General features: G+C 34.7%; 15 protein-coding genes and 1 tRNA gene. 6 read left to right on the plus strand and 10 right to left on the minus strand.

Features of this window, described 5'->3' with window-relative positions; translation table 11 throughout:
* Nucleotides 1-300 precede the first annotated feature (300 nt).
* From fkpA to tyrA, 3 genes are all read right to left on the minus strand, one after another.
* On the minus strand, nt 301-1,050 hold the full coding sequence (gene fkpA, locus ACFFIT_RS06270; RefSeq protein ID WP_385876797.1) for an FKBP-type peptidyl-prolyl cis-trans isomerase: 750 nt from the start codon (nt 1,048-1,050) through the stop codon (nt 301-303).
* 166 nt (nt 1,051-1,216) lie between these two features.
* A complete protein-coding gene (locus ACFFIT_RS06275; RefSeq protein WP_385876798.1) occupies nt 1,217-1,516 on the minus strand; it encodes a Dabb family protein in 300 nt (99 codons plus the stop codon).
* Nucleotides 1,517-1,661: 145 nt separating this feature from the next.
* On the minus strand, nt 1,662-2,792 hold the full coding sequence (gene tyrA / locus ACFFIT_RS06280) for a bifunctional chorismate mutase/prephenate dehydrogenase (RefSeq protein WP_385876855.1): 1,131 nt from the start codon (nt 2,790-2,792) through the stop codon (nt 1,662-1,664).
* 367 nt (nt 2,793-3,159) lie between these two features.
* Here tyrA and ACFFIT_RS06285 point away from each other — a divergent pair, with 367 nt between their 5' ends.
* The 5 genes from ACFFIT_RS06285 (at nt 3,160) to ACFFIT_RS06305 (ending at nt 9,185) form a co-directional block, all read left to right on the plus strand.
* Complete coding sequence (locus ACFFIT_RS06285) at nt 3,160-4,236, plus strand: 3-deoxy-7-phosphoheptulonate synthase (protein ID WP_385876799.1); 1,077 nt, start codon at nt 3,160-3,162, stop codon at nt 4,234-4,236.
* 497 nt (nt 4,237-4,733) lie between these two features.
* Nucleotides 4,734-4,949, plus strand: a complete 216-nt coding sequence (gene rpsU, locus ACFFIT_RS06290; RefSeq protein WP_093320333.1) for a 30S ribosomal protein S21 — start codon at nt 4,734-4,736, stop codon at nt 4,947-4,949.
* Between the two features lie 99 nt (nt 4,950-5,048).
* Nucleotides 5,049-6,917, plus strand: coding sequence for a DNA primase (gene dnaG, locus ACFFIT_RS06295; RefSeq protein ID WP_385876800.1), 1,869 nt, complete (start codon nt 5,049-5,051; stop codon nt 6,915-6,917).
* A 267-nt stretch (nt 6,918-7,184) separates the two neighbouring features.
* Nucleotides 7,185-9,026, plus strand: coding sequence for an RNA polymerase sigma factor RpoD (gene rpoD / locus ACFFIT_RS06300; RefSeq protein ID WP_385876801.1), 1,842 nt, complete (start codon nt 7,185-7,187; stop codon nt 9,024-9,026).
* An 82-nt stretch (nt 9,027-9,108) separates the two neighbouring features.
* Nucleotides 9,109-9,185: transfer RNA gene (locus ACFFIT_RS06305), tRNA-Ile, on the plus strand.
* Nucleotides 9,186-10,110: 925 nt separating this feature from the next.
* Here ACFFIT_RS06305 and ACFFIT_RS06310 read toward each other — a convergent pair.
* The 6 genes from ACFFIT_RS06310 to cyoA all read right to left on the minus strand — a co-directional run bounded on the left by ACFFIT_RS06310 (nt 10,111) and on the right by cyoA (nt 15,872).
* Entirely contained in the window at nt 10,111-10,788 is a 678-nt protein-coding gene (locus ACFFIT_RS06310) for an RDD family protein (RefSeq protein WP_385876802.1), read from the minus strand.
* 104 nt (nt 10,789-10,892) lie between these two features.
* Nucleotides 10,893-11,783: a heme o synthase gene (cyoE, locus tag ACFFIT_RS06315; protein WP_385876803.1), complete on the minus strand. Its 891-nt coding sequence runs from the start codon at nt 11,781-11,783 to the stop codon at nt 10,893-10,895.
* A 164-nt stretch (nt 11,784-11,947) separates the two neighbouring features.
* The gene (gene cyoD / locus ACFFIT_RS06320) at nt 11,948-12,280 is read right to left on the minus strand and encodes a cytochrome o ubiquinol oxidase subunit IV (RefSeq protein WP_385876804.1); all 333 of its coding nucleotides are present in this window, start codon (nt 12,278-12,280) and stop codon (nt 11,948-11,950) included.
* Nucleotides 12,280-12,903 (minus strand): cytochrome o ubiquinol oxidase subunit III, encoded by a 624-nt coding sequence (gene cyoC / locus ACFFIT_RS06325; protein WP_385876806.1) that lies wholly within the window; start codon nt 12,901-12,903, stop codon nt 12,280-12,282. The genes cyoD and cyoC overlap by 1 nt, the downstream gene beginning before the upstream one ends.
* Nucleotides 12,893-14,884 carry a cytochrome o ubiquinol oxidase subunit I gene (gene cyoB / locus ACFFIT_RS06330; RefSeq protein ID WP_385876807.1) on the minus strand — a complete coding sequence of 664 codons (1,992 nt, stop codon included), beginning with the start codon at nt 14,882-14,884 and terminating at the stop codon, nt 12,893-12,895. The genes cyoC and cyoB overlap by 11 nt, the downstream gene beginning before the upstream one ends.
* A 22-nt stretch (nt 14,885-14,906) precedes the next feature.
* Nucleotides 14,907-15,872 carry a ubiquinol oxidase subunit II gene (cyoA, locus tag ACFFIT_RS06335; protein ID WP_385876808.1) on the minus strand — a complete coding sequence of 322 codons (966 nt, stop codon included), beginning with the start codon at nt 15,870-15,872 and terminating at the stop codon, nt 14,907-14,909.
* Nucleotides 15,873-16,906: 1,034 nt separating this feature from the next.
* Between cyoA and fumA the strand changes: the two genes are divergently transcribed.
* Complete coding sequence (gene fumA, locus ACFFIT_RS06340) at nt 16,907-18,559, plus strand: class I fumarate hydratase FumA (protein ID WP_385876809.1); 1,653 nt, start codon at nt 16,907-16,909, stop codon at nt 18,557-18,559.
* 222 nt (nt 18,560-18,781) lie between these two features.
* Here fumA and ACFFIT_RS06345 read toward each other — a convergent pair whose 3' ends face one another.
* Nucleotides 18,782-19,369: a YajG family lipoprotein gene (locus tag ACFFIT_RS06345; protein ID WP_385876810.1), complete on the minus strand. Its 588-nt coding sequence runs from the start codon at nt 19,367-19,369 to the stop codon at nt 18,782-18,784.
* Nucleotides 19,370-19,373: the final 4 nt, after the last annotated feature.

Here is a 19,373-nt window from a genome sequence, read left to right on the forward strand (position 1 = left end):
AACATCTTAATGTCAATTGATATTATTTATTTTTTGATCAATTGGTTAAGGTTTGATCTCCCCCTGCATTAAATGTCACATGCAAAACTCTGCAAATTTAAAAATCACCTAGAAAAAATAACAAAGTTTGAACTGCTGAGATAGTTCTTGGAATAAAGATAGTGGAAGGCATTTTAACTTATAAAGAGTGGTAACTAGTAGATACATTTGAAGCTATAAATCTCCTCAACTGACAGCTAGTTGAGGAGGTTTAAAAGAAAAGCATATTCACCAAGCAAAATATTGACGAATATGTGTTATTTACTGAGCAGCTTTAGGTTCTGCTTCTTCTGCCTTTTTAACTTCTAAAAGCTCCACTTCAAAAACCAATGTTGAATTAGGTGGTATATTCATTTGACCCGATTCACCATAAGCCAAATCTGGTGGAATGACCAATTTAATTTTGCCACCAGGTGCAATTTTTTGCAATCCTTCAGTCCAGCCAGGGATCACTTGCCCTAAGCCGAAAGTAGCAGGCTTATCTCTAGAGTAAGAACTATCAAACTCAGTACCATCAGTCAAGGTACCACGATAGTGAACAGTAACTGTATCTGTAGCTAAAGGAGCCTTGCCTTCGCCTTCTTTTTCAACTAAGTAAAGTAGACCGCTTTCAGTCTTAATTACGTTCCTTTGATTGGCAAAATTCTGACGGTATTTGTTACCTTCTTCAAGAACTTTTAACTTATCCGCCTCCAATTTAGCTTGCATTTTAGCTTGTAAATCATTTGTGTAATCACTTAATATTTTATCAACTTCTTCTTTTTTCATGGTACTTTTACCATCTAATGATTCCTGGAGCCCACGAATCAAGTCTTCTTTTTTGATTTCAGATCCCAAATTTTTTTGCTCTTCTAAAGTTGAGTCAACATAACTTGCAAGGGAGCTGCCCATTGCATAACCTACTTTAGAAAGATCTATATTTGCTTTTTCATCTGCAGCAAATGCTGAGGAAGCGACTAAAACTAAAGCCACGCTTGAGGCTAGAAAGTTTTTTTTAAATAAAGACACCATAAGAACTCCTTGTTTAATTTAATAAATCTCATGAAAATCCTTTAAAGACCTCATGATGTAGAATTGCTAAATCTTCAATATGACTACACTTAATTCTGATTGAAAGATTACAACAAAATTGATTTTACGTCAAAATATGAATAACTCTTATTTATGAAAAAGGCAACTATTTAACATAATCAAATACGACTCTTTCTTCTCGTACTTTTCCGATTAACTCTTTAGCAACTTCATGAATCGGTGCTATCTGATAAGCATCTAAGGCTTCTTTATCAATAAATGTACTGTCTAATAATACATCCATACTCGCCTCTAATTTATCTCCAGCAATAATTACCTCAAAATGTGTGATACCAGGTAAATTTTTACAAGCCATTAAAGCGTTATACACCCTTTCTAAATTTTCCGCTTTAGAATATCCCTCAGCATTTTCTTTTAATTTAAACATCACAATGTGGCGAATCATCTTCTATTCCTCTATCAATTCCATCTAAGTTTCTTGTACTCACTAAATACAGATATTTTGAAAGTACTAAGCTATGCAAAATTTTTTTTCTAACATATTAGAAAGGTAAAAGTACATATTACTACACTTTTATCATTAACGCCGATTAACTCCTACTATCACTAGCCTGTTTTAATAAATTGCGGCTTTCTATTAAGAACTGATCAGCGTGGTCTGAAAACCATTGAGAAATTTGATTAAATTCCTGAACAAATGAATACTTATCTTTATTTTTTATCATAACTAAAGCTTCTGAAAAAATCTGATAAAATTTATCGATCGTTTCGATATTTTTATCAGATGACATAATAATATCTGCATATAGAGTAGGATCTTGTGCGAACAAGCGACCAACCATGATAAGTTCTAATCTGTAGATTGGAGAAGACAAATTGAGTAATGTATTTAAGTTAGCCTTCTGCTTACTCAGATTTAAACCATAGACAAAAGTCGTGAAATGTCTAAGAGCTTGAATTAACTGCATGCATTCATCATGTTCTTCAGGTGTTGTTTCTACTATATGGGCTCCCCAAATTTTGAATTGCTCAATAAGCCAATTATATGCTTTTTCATGCCTACCTTTTGTCAAAGCAATTACTTGTTTAGCAAGACTTACAACATCGGGACCAAACATAGGATGGAGCCCCACAACTGGACCTGTATGTTTTTTCATCATTACATCGAGTGGTTTTTGTTTTATTGAAGTTAAATCACACAAAATACATTCTTCTTTTAATATAGGAAGTTTTTCTATCACTTCGATAGTTTGACTAATAGGAACAGAAATCACCACTAGCCCTGCATTTTTAAGTGCATTTACTTTAATATCATCTTGCCAATCATTCGTCCCAAATAATACAACTTGGTAACCAGATAAACGAAACAACTTCGCATACAATTGCCCCATCTGTCCATAACCACCGATAATAACAATATCACCAAGCGACTGATTTAATTTCTTAAAACCCTTATCATTTTCACTTGTATAAGATTCACGCATGATTCTCCTTAAGATATCTTCAATGAGATCACCTGATATCCCAAGAGATTCTGCTTCTGCACGTCTTTTAGTAAGCATGCTTTTTTCTCTAGTAGGATCATATATAGGTAAACCATGCAGGCTTTTTACTTCTCCTACTTGTTCTACCAACGCCAAACGAGAATGCAGCAAATCCAAAAGTGCACGATCTATTGAATCAATTTGCTGCCTTAAATCACTTAATTCGTTAATAGCCATTAACTCAGTTCCCCTTAATTGATTCAATACAGAAAGTCTCTGTAAATAATACATTACAAAACATCTCGACTAATTTTACCTTTTTTTTCCAATAAATCATCATATTTTTACGAATTCCCCTAGAATACTTCCTCTCTTTTTTTACGATCAAGTTTACACCCCAATTGAAACGTAAACTTTAGATTACAAACAGGACTTTAATCAATCAAAACCTTAAATAAGAAAATAATTTAGCTTGCTGATTGTACTTCTAAGTTTACTCCTTGGGGTGAACTTAGTAGGATACTTGCGAGTTTGACACTCCTTTTAAGGAGATAAAACAAACAATTCTATCTAACTAATCCACTTTATCAAAGAGACTGTAAATATGAATGTACATAAAGATAATTTAAATAACGTAAATATCACAGACGAAAGTATTCTAATGACACCTTCGCAGCTAAAAGCGCTGTATCCATTAAGCCAAGAAGGAGCAAAGTTTATTGCTGAGGCTAGAAAAACAATCTCTAATATTATCCATAAAAGAGATCACAGACTGCTTATTGTTTGTGGCCCATGTTCTATTCATGACGTTGACGCTGCAATCGAGTATGCCCACAAATTGAAAGCGCTTTCTGATTCACTGTCAGACAATTTGTATATTGTAATGAGAGTTTATTTTGAAAAACCTCGTACTACGGTTGGTTGGAAAGGATTAATCAATGATCCTCATATGGACGGTTCTTTTGCAATTGAAGAGGGATTACAAAAGGCGCGTAAATTGCTCCTAGAACTAACTAAGATTGGTCTTCCTTTAGCAACTGAGGCCTTAGATCCAAACTCTCCACAATATCTTGGCGATTTGTTTAGTTGGTCTGCAATCGGAGCAAGAACAACAGAATCACAAACGCATAGAGAAATGGCTTCAGGGCTCTCTATGGCTGTAGGCTTTAAAAATGGAACTGATGGCAGTTTAGACACTGCCATCAATGCTCTGAGATCTGCTGCTATGCCACACAGTTTTGTGGGTATCAATCAACAAGGTCAAGTTGCGCTATTAAAAACCCAAGGAAACCCAGATGGTCATATTATTTTACGCGGTGGAAAATGCCCAAATTACAAAAAAGAAGATATTTTAGCTTGTGAAGCAGCCCTAGCAAAAGCAAATATTGAACCTTCATTAATGATTGACTGTAGCCATGCAAATTCTAATAAAGACTATAGAAATCAACCTTTAGTTGCTAGAAATACGAAAGAACAAATATTAGAAGGAAATCGTTCAATTACTGGTTTAATGATTGAAAGTAATCTTTTTGAGGGTAATCAATCATCTGAATGCCCAAAAAATGAAATGGTCTATGGTGTATCTGTAACTGATTCATGCATCAGTTTTGATAGCACAATTGATATTTTAAAAGAATTGAATGATGAATTAAGTTCTGTATTAAGATCAAGATTTGCTTGATTTTATCCAAAATTATCGAATGTATAAACGCAGGCTTTGCCTGATGATTATAATTTTTTATAATAAATAGAGAGCTTTGCATAAGGGTATGAATTATCATCAAATGGAAAAAGCGGTGTAAATTCATACCGAAATGCTGTTATTTTGCATATATTTTGTTTGTTTTTAAATCGCAACCTGATTACTAAATATGCGAGCTCAAAATTCATACAGAAATTCAAAGGTCTCAAATAGTTAAATGTTCCCATTTATTACTTTTGCCTCGCCTTATAAACATATTAATACGTGCAGTCTTCAAGGCGAGATAAGGGTAGTCGGAGGTTGGAATTGTTTTGAAAATTTATTGATTTAATTTTCTTTTTGACTTTACAACTTCACGGTTAAAATGTAAAATTAACAATCATTTTAATAGTACAAATTTAGTATGAAATTAAAAGATGTTTAAAATTTAACCGCCTAAGTTAGGCCTAAACAACACAAATTGAGGTAAAGGGCACATGCCAGTTATTAAAGTTAGAGAAAATGAGTCATTTGACGTTGCTTTACGTCGTTTCAAGCGTGCTTGTGAAAAAGCAGGTATATTAGCTGAAGTTCGTGCACGTGAATTTTATGAAAAACCAACAACAATTCGTAAACGCGCTAAAGCTTCTGCTGCTAAACGCCATGCTAAAAAATTAGCTCGTGAGAATGCACGTAGAACTCGTTTATACTAAATTTTTTGACGTAAATTTTAGCTTAGTTGCTTTTATTCACTCGTTTAAAATATCTATTACAACCGCAGCTAAGCTGCGGTTTTGTTTTTTGAGGCTTGCATGTCTGGTAGAATACCTTCAGATTTTATTAGTGATTTATTAGCTCGTGTTGATATTGTTGATGTAATCGACTCAAGAGTTAAGCTAAAAAAACGTGGGAATAACCATATTGCTTGTTGTCCTTTTCATCAAGAAAAAACCCCTTCTTTTTCCGTCAGTCAATCGAAACAATTTTTTCATTGCTTTGGATGCGGTGAGTCAGGAAATGCAATCGGTTTTTTAATGAAATACGACAGATTAGATTTTGTTGATGCAATCGAAGAATTGGCATCAAGCCAAGGGCTCGATGTTCCCTATGAATCGTCAAATGGTAAAAATAGGCTACAGAGAGACACCAAAGTCAATCTCTATGAATTAATGGATAAAATATCCCAATTCTATCAAATACAACTCACTTACCCTACTGCAGAAGCTGCAAATACATACTTGAATAATCGAGGAGTATCTTCTGAAATAATAGCCAAATACCAAATAGGTTTTGCTTCAAAAAATAGCTTAATTAACAGAATTAAAGATCGTGCAGAGCAGTTTGAAACACTTTCCCTACTCGGTATGCTAGGGCAAAATGAAGATAAAAAATATTATGAACGCTTTCGCGATAGAATTATGTTTCCCATTAGAGATAAGCGAGGAAGAACTATAGGTTTTGGCGGACGAGTCATAGAAAATATCTTACCTAAATACCTAAACTCGCCAGAAACAGTTTTATTTCAAAAAAGTAAACACCTCTATGGCTTTTATGAAGCGATTAATAGCTCACCGCCTCCTTCTAAAATAATTATCGTTGAAGGTTACATGGATGTTGTTGCACTTGCCCAATTTGGCGTAATCAATTCTGTAGCCACTTTAGGAACTGCAACATCTAAAGAACATCTGCAGTTACTTTTTCGTTCAGTAGATACAGTTATTTGTTGCTATGATGGTGACAAAGCAGGTCGTGATGCAGCATACAGAGCATTACAAGCGGCTCTTCCGATTTTAGAAGATGGCAAACAAATCCAATTCACATTTTTACCTGAGGGAGAAGACCCTGACACTTTAGTAAGAAAAATTGGTAAAACACAATTTGAACAATTGCTAGATGATGCAATGGGTTATGATGAATTTTTATTTGAAACTTTAATAAAAGATAAAGAATTAGACAACAAACAAGGGATCACTAAATTAAGCGCGCAAGCTATCCCATTAATTGCGCAAGTTCCAGGTATTACTCATCAACTATTGTTAAAGAGACAACTAGGTAACAGAATAGGACTTAGAGATTCAGTACAAATTGAACAGTTATTTCATGCGTATTTGGTTCAACAATCAAGAAAACCAAAGCATGATAGAAACCAAAGAGCTGATTTCAATTCAAAATTGGCGCAACCCTTTACATCGCTAAAGACAATACCATCAAATAGTAAGGCATTAACTTCAGGACTAAGTGAAAAGAAAAATTCCCCTAACCTCAATATATTACTTATGCTGCTAATACAAAATCCTCATCTTGTGGATTTAGTTCCCTCCACTGAGGGATTAGACGAAAATATATTTAGTGACTTAGCCATATTTAACTACCTAATTGAGCTAAGTAGAAGTAAAAATAATCTTTCAACTGGGCAACTCTTAGTGTTAATTGAATCTGATGAAGATCTCAACTCCATCCCTAACTTAAGTGAGTTCGTTAAAAAGTTTGCTGCCATACAGCATGAGATTTTAGAAGAATATATAGAAGATACCTTCCTAGAATCCTTAGCCAATTTATATGACGAATTACTTGAAGTTAGACAAGACGAGTTAATTTCAAAATCAAAACTAGCCGGAAAATTATCACTAGAGGAACAACAGGAATTACAAGCTCTAACGGTCGCTTTGAAAAAAAACTAAACTGACTCTTGAAAAAGCTTATATTAACTCAACATTATCTTTAGACGTATCTTGATGATCTCATTTTGTTTAGCAGCAAATTATATATTTTGATCCGTTTTAATTGCTCATTTAATGCAGAAATTTGAGAAAAACTTGTTAGAATATGATATAATTAAAAGTCTAAGATTATTAATCTAAATTTAAATGACTCTTTTTACAACATGGCTTTATTTTACGCCTTGTAGCCTCTCACTTTTTTAATGTACATTTAATCGGAAAGCACATATGGAAAACTCACCACAGTCACAGCTCAAAATCCTTGTAACAAAAGGCAAAGAGCAAGGGTATTTAACTTATGCTGAGGTTAATGACCATTTACCTGAAGATATTGTCGATTCAGATCAAATTGAAGACATTATCCAAATGATCAATGACATGGGTATTCAGGTTTTAGATATTGCCCCTGATGCTGATGATCTTCTTTTGACAGCCCCACCGCTTGAAACCGACGAAGATGCGGTTGAAGCAGCTACACAAGTATTATCAAGTGTAGAATCTGAAATTGGTCGTACAACTGATCCAGTAAGAATGTACATGCGAGAAATGGGAACGGTTGATCTGTTAACCCGTGAAGGTGAAATAGCTATTGCTAAACGTATAGAAGATGGCATAAATGAAGTACAATCTGCAGTATCTGAATACCCTGAAGCAATATCTTATCTTTTAGAACAATATAAGCTCGTTGAAGCTAATGAAGTCAGATTATCTGATCTTATCGTGGCATTTGTTGATCCAACAATAGCAGAGTCTGATGTCGAAACAGAATTAACGTTGGAAGATGAACCTATAGACACAGATATTGATGAGCCTGAAGACGATGAAGAAGTTGATGCTGATGCGGGTGAAACAGACAACAGTATAGATCCAGAAGTCGCAAGAGAAAAATTTGGTCAATTATCTGGACAGTATGAAATCACTCTAGCGATGATAAAAAAACATGGCCGGTCTCATGCTAAATCAGTAGCTGAAATTATCAAGCTTTCAGATATATTCAAACAATTTAGATTAGTCTCTAAACAATTTGATTATTTAGTCGCGAACATGCGAACCATGATGGATGAAATCCGTGAACAAGAAAGGCTTATCACTAAATTGTGTGTTGAGTATTGCAAAATGCCTAAAAAGAATTTTATGGCCTATTTTGTTGGTAAAGAAACTTCTATGTCATGGTTTGATAAAGCATGTGGTCTGAAAAAACCTTTTGCAGAGAAGTTACCCTCGGTGAGGGATGAAGTGGAACGCGCTGTAAACGCACTCTGCGAGATTGAAAAAAATACGGGTTTAACATTACAGCAAGCAAAAGACATAAACAAACGAATGTCATTAGGCGAAGCAAAAGCAAGACTTGCTAAAAAAGAGATGATAGAGGCTAACCTACGTTTAGTTATATCTATCGCTAAGAAATATACTAATCGCGGTTTACAATTTCTTGATTTAATCCAAGAAGGCAATATTGGGTTAATGAAAGCGGTAGATAAATTTGAGTATCGTCGTGGGTATAAATTTTCAACTTACGCCACATGGTGGATAAGACAAGCCATAACGCGCTCGATTGCAGATCAAGCAAGAACTATCCGTATACCTGTTCATATGATCGAAACAATCAATAAACTCAATAGAATTTCAAGGCAAATGCTCCAAGAAATGGGCAGGGAAGCTACACCTGAGGAGTTATCTGAAAGAATGGGAATGCCAGAAGATAAAATCCGCAAAGTACTTAAAATAGCTAAAGAACCAATTTCTATTGAAACTCCAGTTGGAGACGATGATGATTCACATTTAGGGGATTTTATCGAAGATACCGCGTTAGAACTTCCTATTGAATCTGCAACGATGGAAAGTCTCAAAAATGCCACCCAGGAAATTTTGAGTGGTTTAACAGGAAGAGAGGCAAAAGTTTTGCGTATGCGATTTGGTATAGATATGAATACAGATCATACTCTAGAAGAAGTAGGTAAGCAGTTTGATGTTACACGTGAGCGTATCCGTCAAATAGAAGCGAAAGCATTACGTAAATTAAGACATCCAAGCCGTTCTGATGTATTAAGAAGCTTCCTGGATGACTAAAAAAGATTAAAAATACGGCAGATAAACGAAAGTCACTAGATTTTTTCATCTTAAACATATATAATCTTCCGTATATTTTAAAGGCCCTATAGCTCAGTTGGTTAGAGCATCCGACTCATAATCGGCAGGTCGCAGGTTCAAGTCCTGCTGGGGCCACCATTCTAATAATTCCTCTAACTTTTTGAACTACCAATATCATAGCTTTATTTCTCTGTTAACAATTAAACTAATTAATTAGTTTTATATATTCTATCATCCATCAATTATGTCTATTGTTTATAATAGCTATGAACTTATTTTAAGGTAGAATCATACAAAGTGTATAATAACAATATTCTATGAAACACTCACCTTAGAAAGATAGATACCGTATGATCTTATAGCTATTCTTTTTCTTCCTTTTACCGCTACTCATTCAGTTAATTTAGATACTAGGAATGTACTAACTTGAAATCAATTAACTATAGTATAATTAGGCTAGAAAATCACATCAGTTGGCGCGAATATAATGAATGAAAGTTTTTGCTTAAACGATTAAGATATTATTCAATGATTTATAGACGCACAGAATTAATCTTTATCAAAACTTATTCGCGAATAGTCAATAGTAGTTCCCTTGCTGCTCTTTTGATTTAGCGTTTATTGATAATAAATACTTATTTTTATATTAATGAGATAGGTAGGTTATGATTTAATGAAAAATATAGAAGAACAGCATCTTTTATACTTATCAGTAAAACTCATTGAATATGTAGAATGCAATTTTGAGTTTTAGATATGTATTCTCACAATTGGCTATTTCTGCGCTCTAGATAAAAAACATAAGCTTTTGATTTAAAATAGAAACTCAGTAGCGAGAGTAACACTTATCTTAAAAGCCACAGGAATTTATTGTGGGCCTGGTGAAAATCAAGATATAGGTTTTAGCATGAATTATTGCAGCTGACTTACCATCGAAATACAATCTACTTTAACAACATAAAGTCTGCACAGTAGAAAAACAGTGCAGTCTTAACAAGGAATATAATTGGAAAAGTAGTAAGATCATCCACGAAAAATAATTACGAGGAGAATATTTATAAAATTAGCTAATAATATTAGGTTTATCCTTGTCGTTATTTTGTATTAATTCACTTTTAGGTTTAGTACTGGTTGATTTACTTTCTAATTTATTTTTATCTACAACATAGGATTTAGCCAAAATTAAGTCGTGGAGTCCTTGCCTATTTTTCAAAATAAATTGAATGATAATTAACGGAAAAAGAAATGGCAGCACTACATATTTGATCAGATTACGTAAATAGGCATGCAAAAATGTTAGTTTACCTCCTTGCTCATCAATAACTGCCATACCAAGCAATAATTTCCCTGGTGATGCTTTTAGTTTACTTGATTCTAAAAAAGCAAATAACAACATTGGTATTTGCCACAATATAAAACTAAATAGATAAATATGTTTTTCAAAATTTAGATTTTCAAGTGAAATATCTCCATTGTTATCGACAAGGAGTATATTTTCAAAAAGATTTATCCCCGAAACAAAGAGTAAAAGGATATGGGCTAAATCAATAATTAAAATATCTATGACATAAGCAATAAAACGCTCTGAATGGGAAGCTAATTGGTTTTGCTGAATCATAAAACTCTCTCTTTTTTCATACGTAGAATCATCTATTTTACTCTTTTCTGTCAGTTCCAAAGAACTATTTATTCCACATTTATAAGTTTCTGTTTGTTCTTTATGGTGATTTTCAATTGTCATCTCTATATTTGTGATCCTTTTAAGTGTGGGAATACTTTTTAATTTTTTGAAGTTAGCAAAATTGGATGAATAATAAAGAATTTAATCTTTGCTAATTGATATAATTAGTAGGGAATTGCCATAGCAAGACTCGACAAAGTAATAAGAATAATAGAAAAATAAAATAACTTTTTCGATGCTCTTTGATAGCATAAGGTTAACGGCATTTGATCTTGAAAAGTAGTATTACTCGAGGGTATTTTAAATAATTTAAAAGCAAGAAATAACCAATAAACACTCAAAATAAATGCTACAAAAGTGTAAGCTAAGCGTTTTTGTTCGATTAATCCTAAGGCAGTGCTTAACAATAGAAAAATAAAACAGTAAATAAGACACTCTACTTGTGTGCGCTTTAGACCTTTTACGTGCGGTAAAACGGGAATTTTAGCTACTTTATAATCTTCAAAACGATTGAGTGCAATAGCATATGCATGTGGCATTTGCCATACACTGAACATCAATAGAAGAATAAGCGCACTTAAATCAAAATGATTAGTCACAGCGACATAACCAATAACTGGCGGAACAGCCCCAGAAACACTGCCTATTAAAGTGCCGTAAATCGAATTGCGTTTAAAGTATAATGAATAAAATCCTACATAGACTAAGAGACCAAGTAAACCCAAAAGCCCTGAGAGAGGATTGACAAAATAAAATAGAACCAGTAAACCAGCTATTGTCAGAATTACACTATAAAAAGAGCCTGCAATAAGACTTATTTCACCTGTTACCGTAGCTCGCATAGAAGTACGCTTCATTAGGGCGTCAATATCCCTATCTATCAGATTGTTTGCGACACAACCACCAGCAATTATCAAAGCAACGCCTAAGATTGACCAAAAAAAAAGCAGAAACGGATAAGCCTCACGGGTGGCTAAGAAAAAGCCCCCGAATACAGCTATTAAATTTCCAAAAATAATCCCTGGTTTGGTTAATTGAATATACGCTTTTAACATAATTGTAATAGTATCACTTAATTCACTAAGAGTGAATTTTATATTGAAATCATTATGAAGAGAACTTTAGCAACCAACATAAAAATGAGAAAGGCTGCAAAAAAATGCAGCCTTAGGAGTTAAGTGAAATGTACCTCACTTAAAATATTATTCATTTTACATACTTAACTAAGCATCATATTATGATGCAAGCTCACCAATACCCAAACAGAACCTGCAACTACTATGCCTACGACAATAATCGTATAAATCATAGAAATAAAGTTCCAACGTTGTTCTTTTGACGTATTAATATGTAAGAAATAAACAATATGCACAACCATTTGTATAGCCGCACAAACAGAAATAATCACCATTTTAGTTGACGACGCCATTTCTGGCATATTCATCACAACGGCAAAAGGGATCACTGTTAAAATAACTGCTAAAACAAACCCAATAACATAAGATTTCATTGAACCATGATAATGTGCTGAAGGTGAATGATTTGCGCTCATTATATGCTCCCCATCAAATAAACAAAGGTGAATACGCCAATCCAGATAACATCAAGAAAATGCCAGAAAAGACTTAAGCACATCAAGCGAGTACAATTTGTTTCAGTAACACCACGTCTTGATACTTGAATCAACATAACAATTATCCAGATAAGCCCAGCAGTTACGTGAATACCATGAGTTCCAACAAGTGCAAAGAAACCAGATAAGAAACCACTTCTATCAGGGCCAGCACCGATACTAATCAGATGGTGAAATTCATAAAGTTCAATAGCTAAGAATCCTGAACCCAGCAAAAAAGTGATAAAAAGCCATATTAAAATTCCACTTTTATTATTCACTTTCATAGCCAGCATAGCAAAACCAAACGTAATACTACTGATTAATAAAAACGCTGTTTCAGCAATAACAAGATTCAAGTTTTCGAAAATTTCACTCGGGGTCGGACCACCAGCAGTACCGACCACTAAGACCGCATAAGTCGCAAATAGTGCTGCGAAAATTAAGCAGTCACTCATCAAATATACCCAGAAACCTAATACTTTAGTTCCTTGAGCATCATGATGATGCTCATCATGTGAATCATGAGCATGACCATCAAATTGCATTGTATTACTTGTCATATTTCACTCCTGCTTTATCAAGTTCTGCATAGTGAGCATTCTCAACTTCTTCAATTTTATCGACTTGAACATAGTAATCGATATCTTCATCGAAACTTTTAATTATCCAAACTACAATTGATCCCACAAAGCCAACAAGTGCTAACCACCAAATGTGCCAGATGAGTGCAAAACCCATGACCAAGAGAAGACCACTTATATACATACCCGCAGCCGTATTTTTTGGCATATGAATTGGAGAATAAGATTTTGGTTTTTTATACAATGTACCGTTCGCTTTCATTTCACTCACTGCATCTCTATCTGATACTTTAGGTAAAACTGCAAAGTTATAGAAAGGAGGTGGTGATGAAGTCGCCCACTCTAAAGTACGTCCATTCCAAGGATCGCCAGTTACATCGCGAAGTTTATCTCTATTTTTAATACTTACAATAATTTGAATCACTTGACTTGCAATACCTACTGCAATAATTATTGCACCAATCGCAGCCACAACTAAAAGAGTGTGATATTCAGGATCAATACCTTGACTTAAACGACGCGTCATACCTTTGAAACCAAGTACATAAAGAGGCATAAATGCTACATAGAAGCCTATGAACCAGCACCAAAATGCCAATTTACCCCAGAAAGGCTCAAGTCTAAAGCCCATTGCTTTAGGGAACCAATAGGTAAATCCTGCAATACATCCAAAGACCACAGCGCCAATAATTGTGTTATGGAAGTGAGCAATCAAGAATAAACTATTATGAAGTACTGGGTTCGCAGCAGACACTGATAATAAAACGCCTGTCATTCCGCCAATAGTAAAAGTAACTAAAAAACCTATCGTCCAAAGCATGGGCACTTCCATTTCAACGCGTCCTTTATACATGGTAAATAACCAGTTAAAGATTTTGACACCTGTTGGAATAGAAATAATCATTGTCGCTACACCGAAGAATGCATTAACCGCAGGACTATTTCCCATCGTAAAGAAGTGATGGAGCCAAACAATGAATGATAAAATTGTGATAGCAACTGTTGCCCAGACTAAAGAGGTATACCCGAACAGACGTTTACGTGAGAATGTCGCAGTAACTTCCGAGAATACACCAAATACTGGTAGTACAAGAATGTAAACTTCAGGGTGTCCCCAAATCCAAATCAAGTTGACGTACATCATCATATTCCCACCCATATCATTGGTGAAAAAATGCGTACCTAAGTATCTATCTAACGTTAAAAGTGCAATAGAAACAGTTAATACAGGGAATGAGATGATGATAAGAATATTCGCACAAAGCGATGTCCATGTGAATACAGGCATTTTCATTAAAGTTATGCCAGGAGCACGCATTTTTAAAATGGTGGCAAAAAAGTTAACACCTGTTAACAAGGTACCTATCCCTGAGATCTGAAGGCTCCAAATCCAATAATCTACGCCCGTACCAGAACTATATTCTGTCAAAGAGAGCGGAGGATATGCAAGCCAACCGGTTTGAGCAAATTCACCCACACCGAGTGAAATATTGATAAGTACAACACCCACAACAAACAACCAGAAACTCAAGTTATTCAAAAATGGGAATGCCACATCTCTTGCACCAATTTGTAATGGAACAACAATATTCATCAAACCCACAATAAATGGCATTGCCATGAAAAAGATCATGATGACGCCATGGGCAGTAAAAATTTGATCATAGTGGTGTGCATTTAAATACCCCGCTTCGCCAGCCGAAGAAAGGACTTGCTGTCCACGCATCAATAACGCATCAGCAAAGCCTCTAAAGAGCATAATAAATGCAACCACGATATACATAATACCTATACGCTTATGATCTACTGAAGTAAACCAATCGCGCCATAGCCAACCCCACAATTTATAGCGTGTGAGAAGTCCCACTACGAGAGCACCAATTATACCAATAGCAAGAAGTGTTACTACGATTATTGGTTCATGTAATGGAACGGCATCTAACGTTAATTTTCCAAACATATTTTCGTTCCTCTAAATAGAATTAATGAGTCGCTGCATCATGTGCATGATGAGCACTCTCATCGTGCCTTTGACCGCCATGGTCTGCGTGATTAGCATGCCCAGCGTTATCACCTGCATATAAATTTTGAGAAAACTGCGTCACGACGTCTCTAAAAAGGCCTGGTTTAATATTAGTAAAATATTGTACTGGTGCATTTTCAGAGGGCTTTGCTAAGACTTTGTATGCTTCAAAGCTATTTAAATCTGCACCCTCAGCACGAACCTTATTTACCCAAGCATCAAAATCATTTTCATTTTTAGCTAAGGCTTTAAATTTCATACCAGAGAAACCAGGGCCACTGTAACTTGCAGAGATGCCTTTGAATTCCCCAGGCTCGTTAGCAATTAAATTTAGCTTAGTTTGCATACCAGCCATCACATAAATTTGACCACCTAGTTGAGGAATAAAAAATGAGTTCATGACTGATTGAGAAGTCAATCTAAATTCTACAGGCCTGTCAACAGGTAGAGCTAATTCGTTTATAGCTGCAACACCTTGTTCTGGATAGACAAATAACCATTTCCAATCCAAAGAAACGACTTCTACGACTAAAGGTTCTTTATCGCTTTCAAGTGGTTTATATGGATGTAAAGAATAGGCTGTTTTCCAAGTGATTGTTCCTAAAATGATAATAATAATTAAAGGAACCATCCAAACAACAAATTCAATCTTATTTGAGTGTTCCCAGTCCGGCTTATACTCATTTTTAGTATTTGATGCTCTATATTTCCAAGCAAAAAATACGGACAGAACAATAGCAGGAATAACAACAATCAGCATAAGGCCTATAGCCCAATAGATTAAATCACGTTGCTGAACACCTACTGCCCCTTTCGAGTTAATAAGTGCAGCATTTTCACATCCCGTTAGAACAAACAGAGAAGCAAAAAGTGTGAAAAAACCCATTGTTTTTAGCCAGGTTTTGTATTTATTTAATAAATTCATTGAAGAACCTCTGACATAATAGAATTAATGGAGTTTTCAAAGCACGCATTATTCTAAGTCATATTGCAATACAAAGTAAATCATACTTTCAAAATGTTGTGATATCCGTGTTACTTTTAATCTTTAAACCACAACTAAGTTACATTACACACACAAATTTTTAACATCCTCTTAACAATTGGGCTTATTCGCCTTTTCTTTATAACTTAAATCAATAAAGTGGTAAAAATATTAAAGTATTTATTTCGCTTATGTACTTATTTTTCTGCATAATTTGTTGCAAAATTGCTAATTCTTTTTATTGTTTTGGCATCTTTTAATTCTTTAAATTTTGTTGTTAATAAATTGAGATTTTAAAACAGAATAATTTTAGCGTTGTATTCATCAAATCTTGATAAAGTACAATTTAGTGTGTATGAATTAGAAAAGTTCTGCAGTGAATAAAATATTATTCAATCCTCATAAAAATTATTTTTGGTAAAATAATACATAAGATTCATTATAGATGCAGGGCATAGCCGCTAAATTAATCATGTCCCTTTTCATTTGATGTCCAAACGTTAGCCATATGGAGTGAAGTAAATAGACTATATTTATCAGCTAATTTGACGATTTGCAACAGTTCCACCCAATAGCAATCAAGATGCAGGTTTTGGTTAAGTTTGCGCCACCTGAATAGTCCTTGGAATACTATCTGTACATGCAACTGGAAGTAACTCTTGTATATTTAGTCATTTTGGGTAGTATAAAGTAAGCATTATTTTTGCACTGTCAAGCAATTGAACTCGCTTTGGTTAACCTAACAAATTCAGATTAAAAAGCAAAAAAATAGTTCTTTAGGCATGCGTTATATCCCAATTAAACAAATTGGATTTGCTAAGATGATTTAAGTCATGTTAGGCTTATTAATCAATTTAGATGGTTATGTTTCGTGTTACACTACGAACTAAAAAATGCTTTGCTATCAATCCGGTAATTAACATTTTTTTAACTTATTTTATCACTTATTTTATCAAACTTAAGAGAGCCAATATATGTCTAATAAACCATTTGTATATCAAGCCCCTTTTCCTCTTTCACCAGATGATACCGAATATTATCTTTTATCAAGTGATCACGTTTCTACTTTTGAATTAGAGGGACAAACTTGTCTTAAAGTTCATCCTGAGGCACTCTCTTTAATGGCTATGCAAGCATTTCATGATGCTTCCTTTATGCTAAGAACAAGTCACCAAAAACAAGTGGCTTCAATATTGCATGATCCTGAGGCGAGTGATAATGATAAATATGTTGCTTTACAATTTCTTAGAAATTCGGAAATAGCGGCAAAAGGAATTTTACCTACATGCCAAGATACAGGAACGGCTATTATCATGGGTAAAAAAGGACAAGGAGTTTGGACTGGTGGTGGTGATGAAGCTGCATTATCTAAGGGTGTATATGATGCATTTATTAACAATAATCTGCGTTATTCTCAAAATGCCCCTATTGATATGTTTAAAGAAGTAAATACCGGCACTAACTTACCTGCACAAATCGATCTTTATGCGGTTGATGGTAATGAATATCATTTTTTATGTATTGCAAAAGGTGGCGGTTCTGCAAATAAAACCTTTCTATACCAAGAAACCAAAGCGACCCTTTCGCCAAATGTGTTAAAAAAATTCCTTGTTGAAAAAATGAAATCTCTCGGCACATCAGCCTGCCCTCCTTATCATCTTGCATTTGTTATTGGTGGTACTTCTGCTGAAGCAAATCTTAAAACAGTAAAATTAGCTTCGACTCACTATTACGATACGCTTCCTACAGAAGGAAATGAACATGGTCAAGCATTTAGAGATATCGAACTGGAGCAGGAACTTTTACTTGAAGCTCAACAATTAGGTATTGGTGCGCAATTTGGTGGTAAATACTTCTGTCACGATGTTCGTGTGATTCGCCTTCCTCGTCATGGTGCATCTTGCCCTATTGGAATGGGTGTTTCTTGTTCAGCTGATAGAAATATTAAGACTAAGATTAACAAAGAGGGTATATGGATAGAAAAACTAGAAAATAACCCTGCTCAATTTATTCCTGAAGAATTGAGTAAAGCCGGCGAAGGTGAAGTCGTTAGTATTTCTCTTAACCAACCAATGGCTGATATTTTAAAAACACTTTCTCAATATCCTGTTGCTACACGACTATCGCTTACTGGAACCATTATCGTGGCAAGAGACATCGCACACGCCAAGCTCAAGGAACTTATTGATAATAATCAACCGTTACCTGACTATATTAAAAACCATCCTATTTATTATGCTGGCCCTGCCAAAACACCTGAAGGTTTACCATCAGGTTCATTAGGTCCTACCACAGCAGGTAGAATGGACTCTTACGTTGATATTCTTCAATCGAATGGTGGAAGTCTCATTATGCTTGCTAAGGGTAACCGTAGCCAACAAGTAACTGATGCTTGTAAAAAACATGGTGGTTTTTATCTCGGGAGTATCGGTGGACCAGCTGCCGTGCTTGCACAACAAAGCATTAAGAAGTTAGAATGTGTGGCTTATGAAGAGCTTGGTATGGAAGCAATTTGGAAAATCGAAGTTGAAAATTTCCCTGCGTTTATTCTTGTGGATGATAAAGGTAATGATTTCTTTACTCAGATTGATAATAAGCAATGTAATATTTGTGTTAAAAATGTCTAATACTCATTGGTATTGTTGTTTTATTAAGTATTTTAATTATGGTTCTTTGATTTTATTTCTGGGTAATTCGACTTAATCAAGATTGCTCTCTAAGAAGACTTAGGATCGTAAAAGCTCACAAGCTAGCTACTAAATAGGGGGCTTATCCCCCTATTTAGTAGCTTTGTATCGTATAAAAACGATTTAATAGATGCAATCAGATAACCGGACCATATCTTATTATCAATTTTGACGTATAAATGTTGCTACACTGTTGTCTTGTGCCATCTCGTTGATTGCATTTGTAAGCACAGTATTAAGCACTTCTTCTATTTTAGCTTGCGAAGCTGTTAATGCACCTTCGAGTGAATATTGCCCACGATACGTTTTACTGTGTTGTAAAGAATTATTTACCGATCTAGTTTGCAATGTTAATTCAACAACAGCATCGATTCTATGTTTTAAATTACCTTCTGTCACATTCGCATCAAGTCTATTTAGGATGATTTGGACTGTTACAGGGGCATTACCACCAACTGAAAACCCTCTGGCTGCCATTTGCTTCTCAACTATTTCCTGGAGTAGAAAACGGACATCACGATTAGGCATTAGTTCAATTAATTCTCCTTTGCGTTCCAATTTAGCTAAGGTTGCGGTACTTCTATTATCTACACTGACCACATTAATCGATGTTGCGTTAATTGTAAGATCTTGATTTGGTAGCGTGATCCTAGGTGCTAGATTAATTTTGTTATTTTGTGGTGCAACACAAGCAGTTAAAAAAACTGTTGTTAATAGAGTTGTTGCTAAAGCTATATTTTTAAAATTCATGATG

This window comes from Thorsellia kenyensis (assembly GCF_042432445.1).
Lineage (GTDB): Bacteria > Pseudomonadota > Gammaproteobacteria > Enterobacterales > Thorselliaceae > Thorsellia > Thorsellia kenyensis.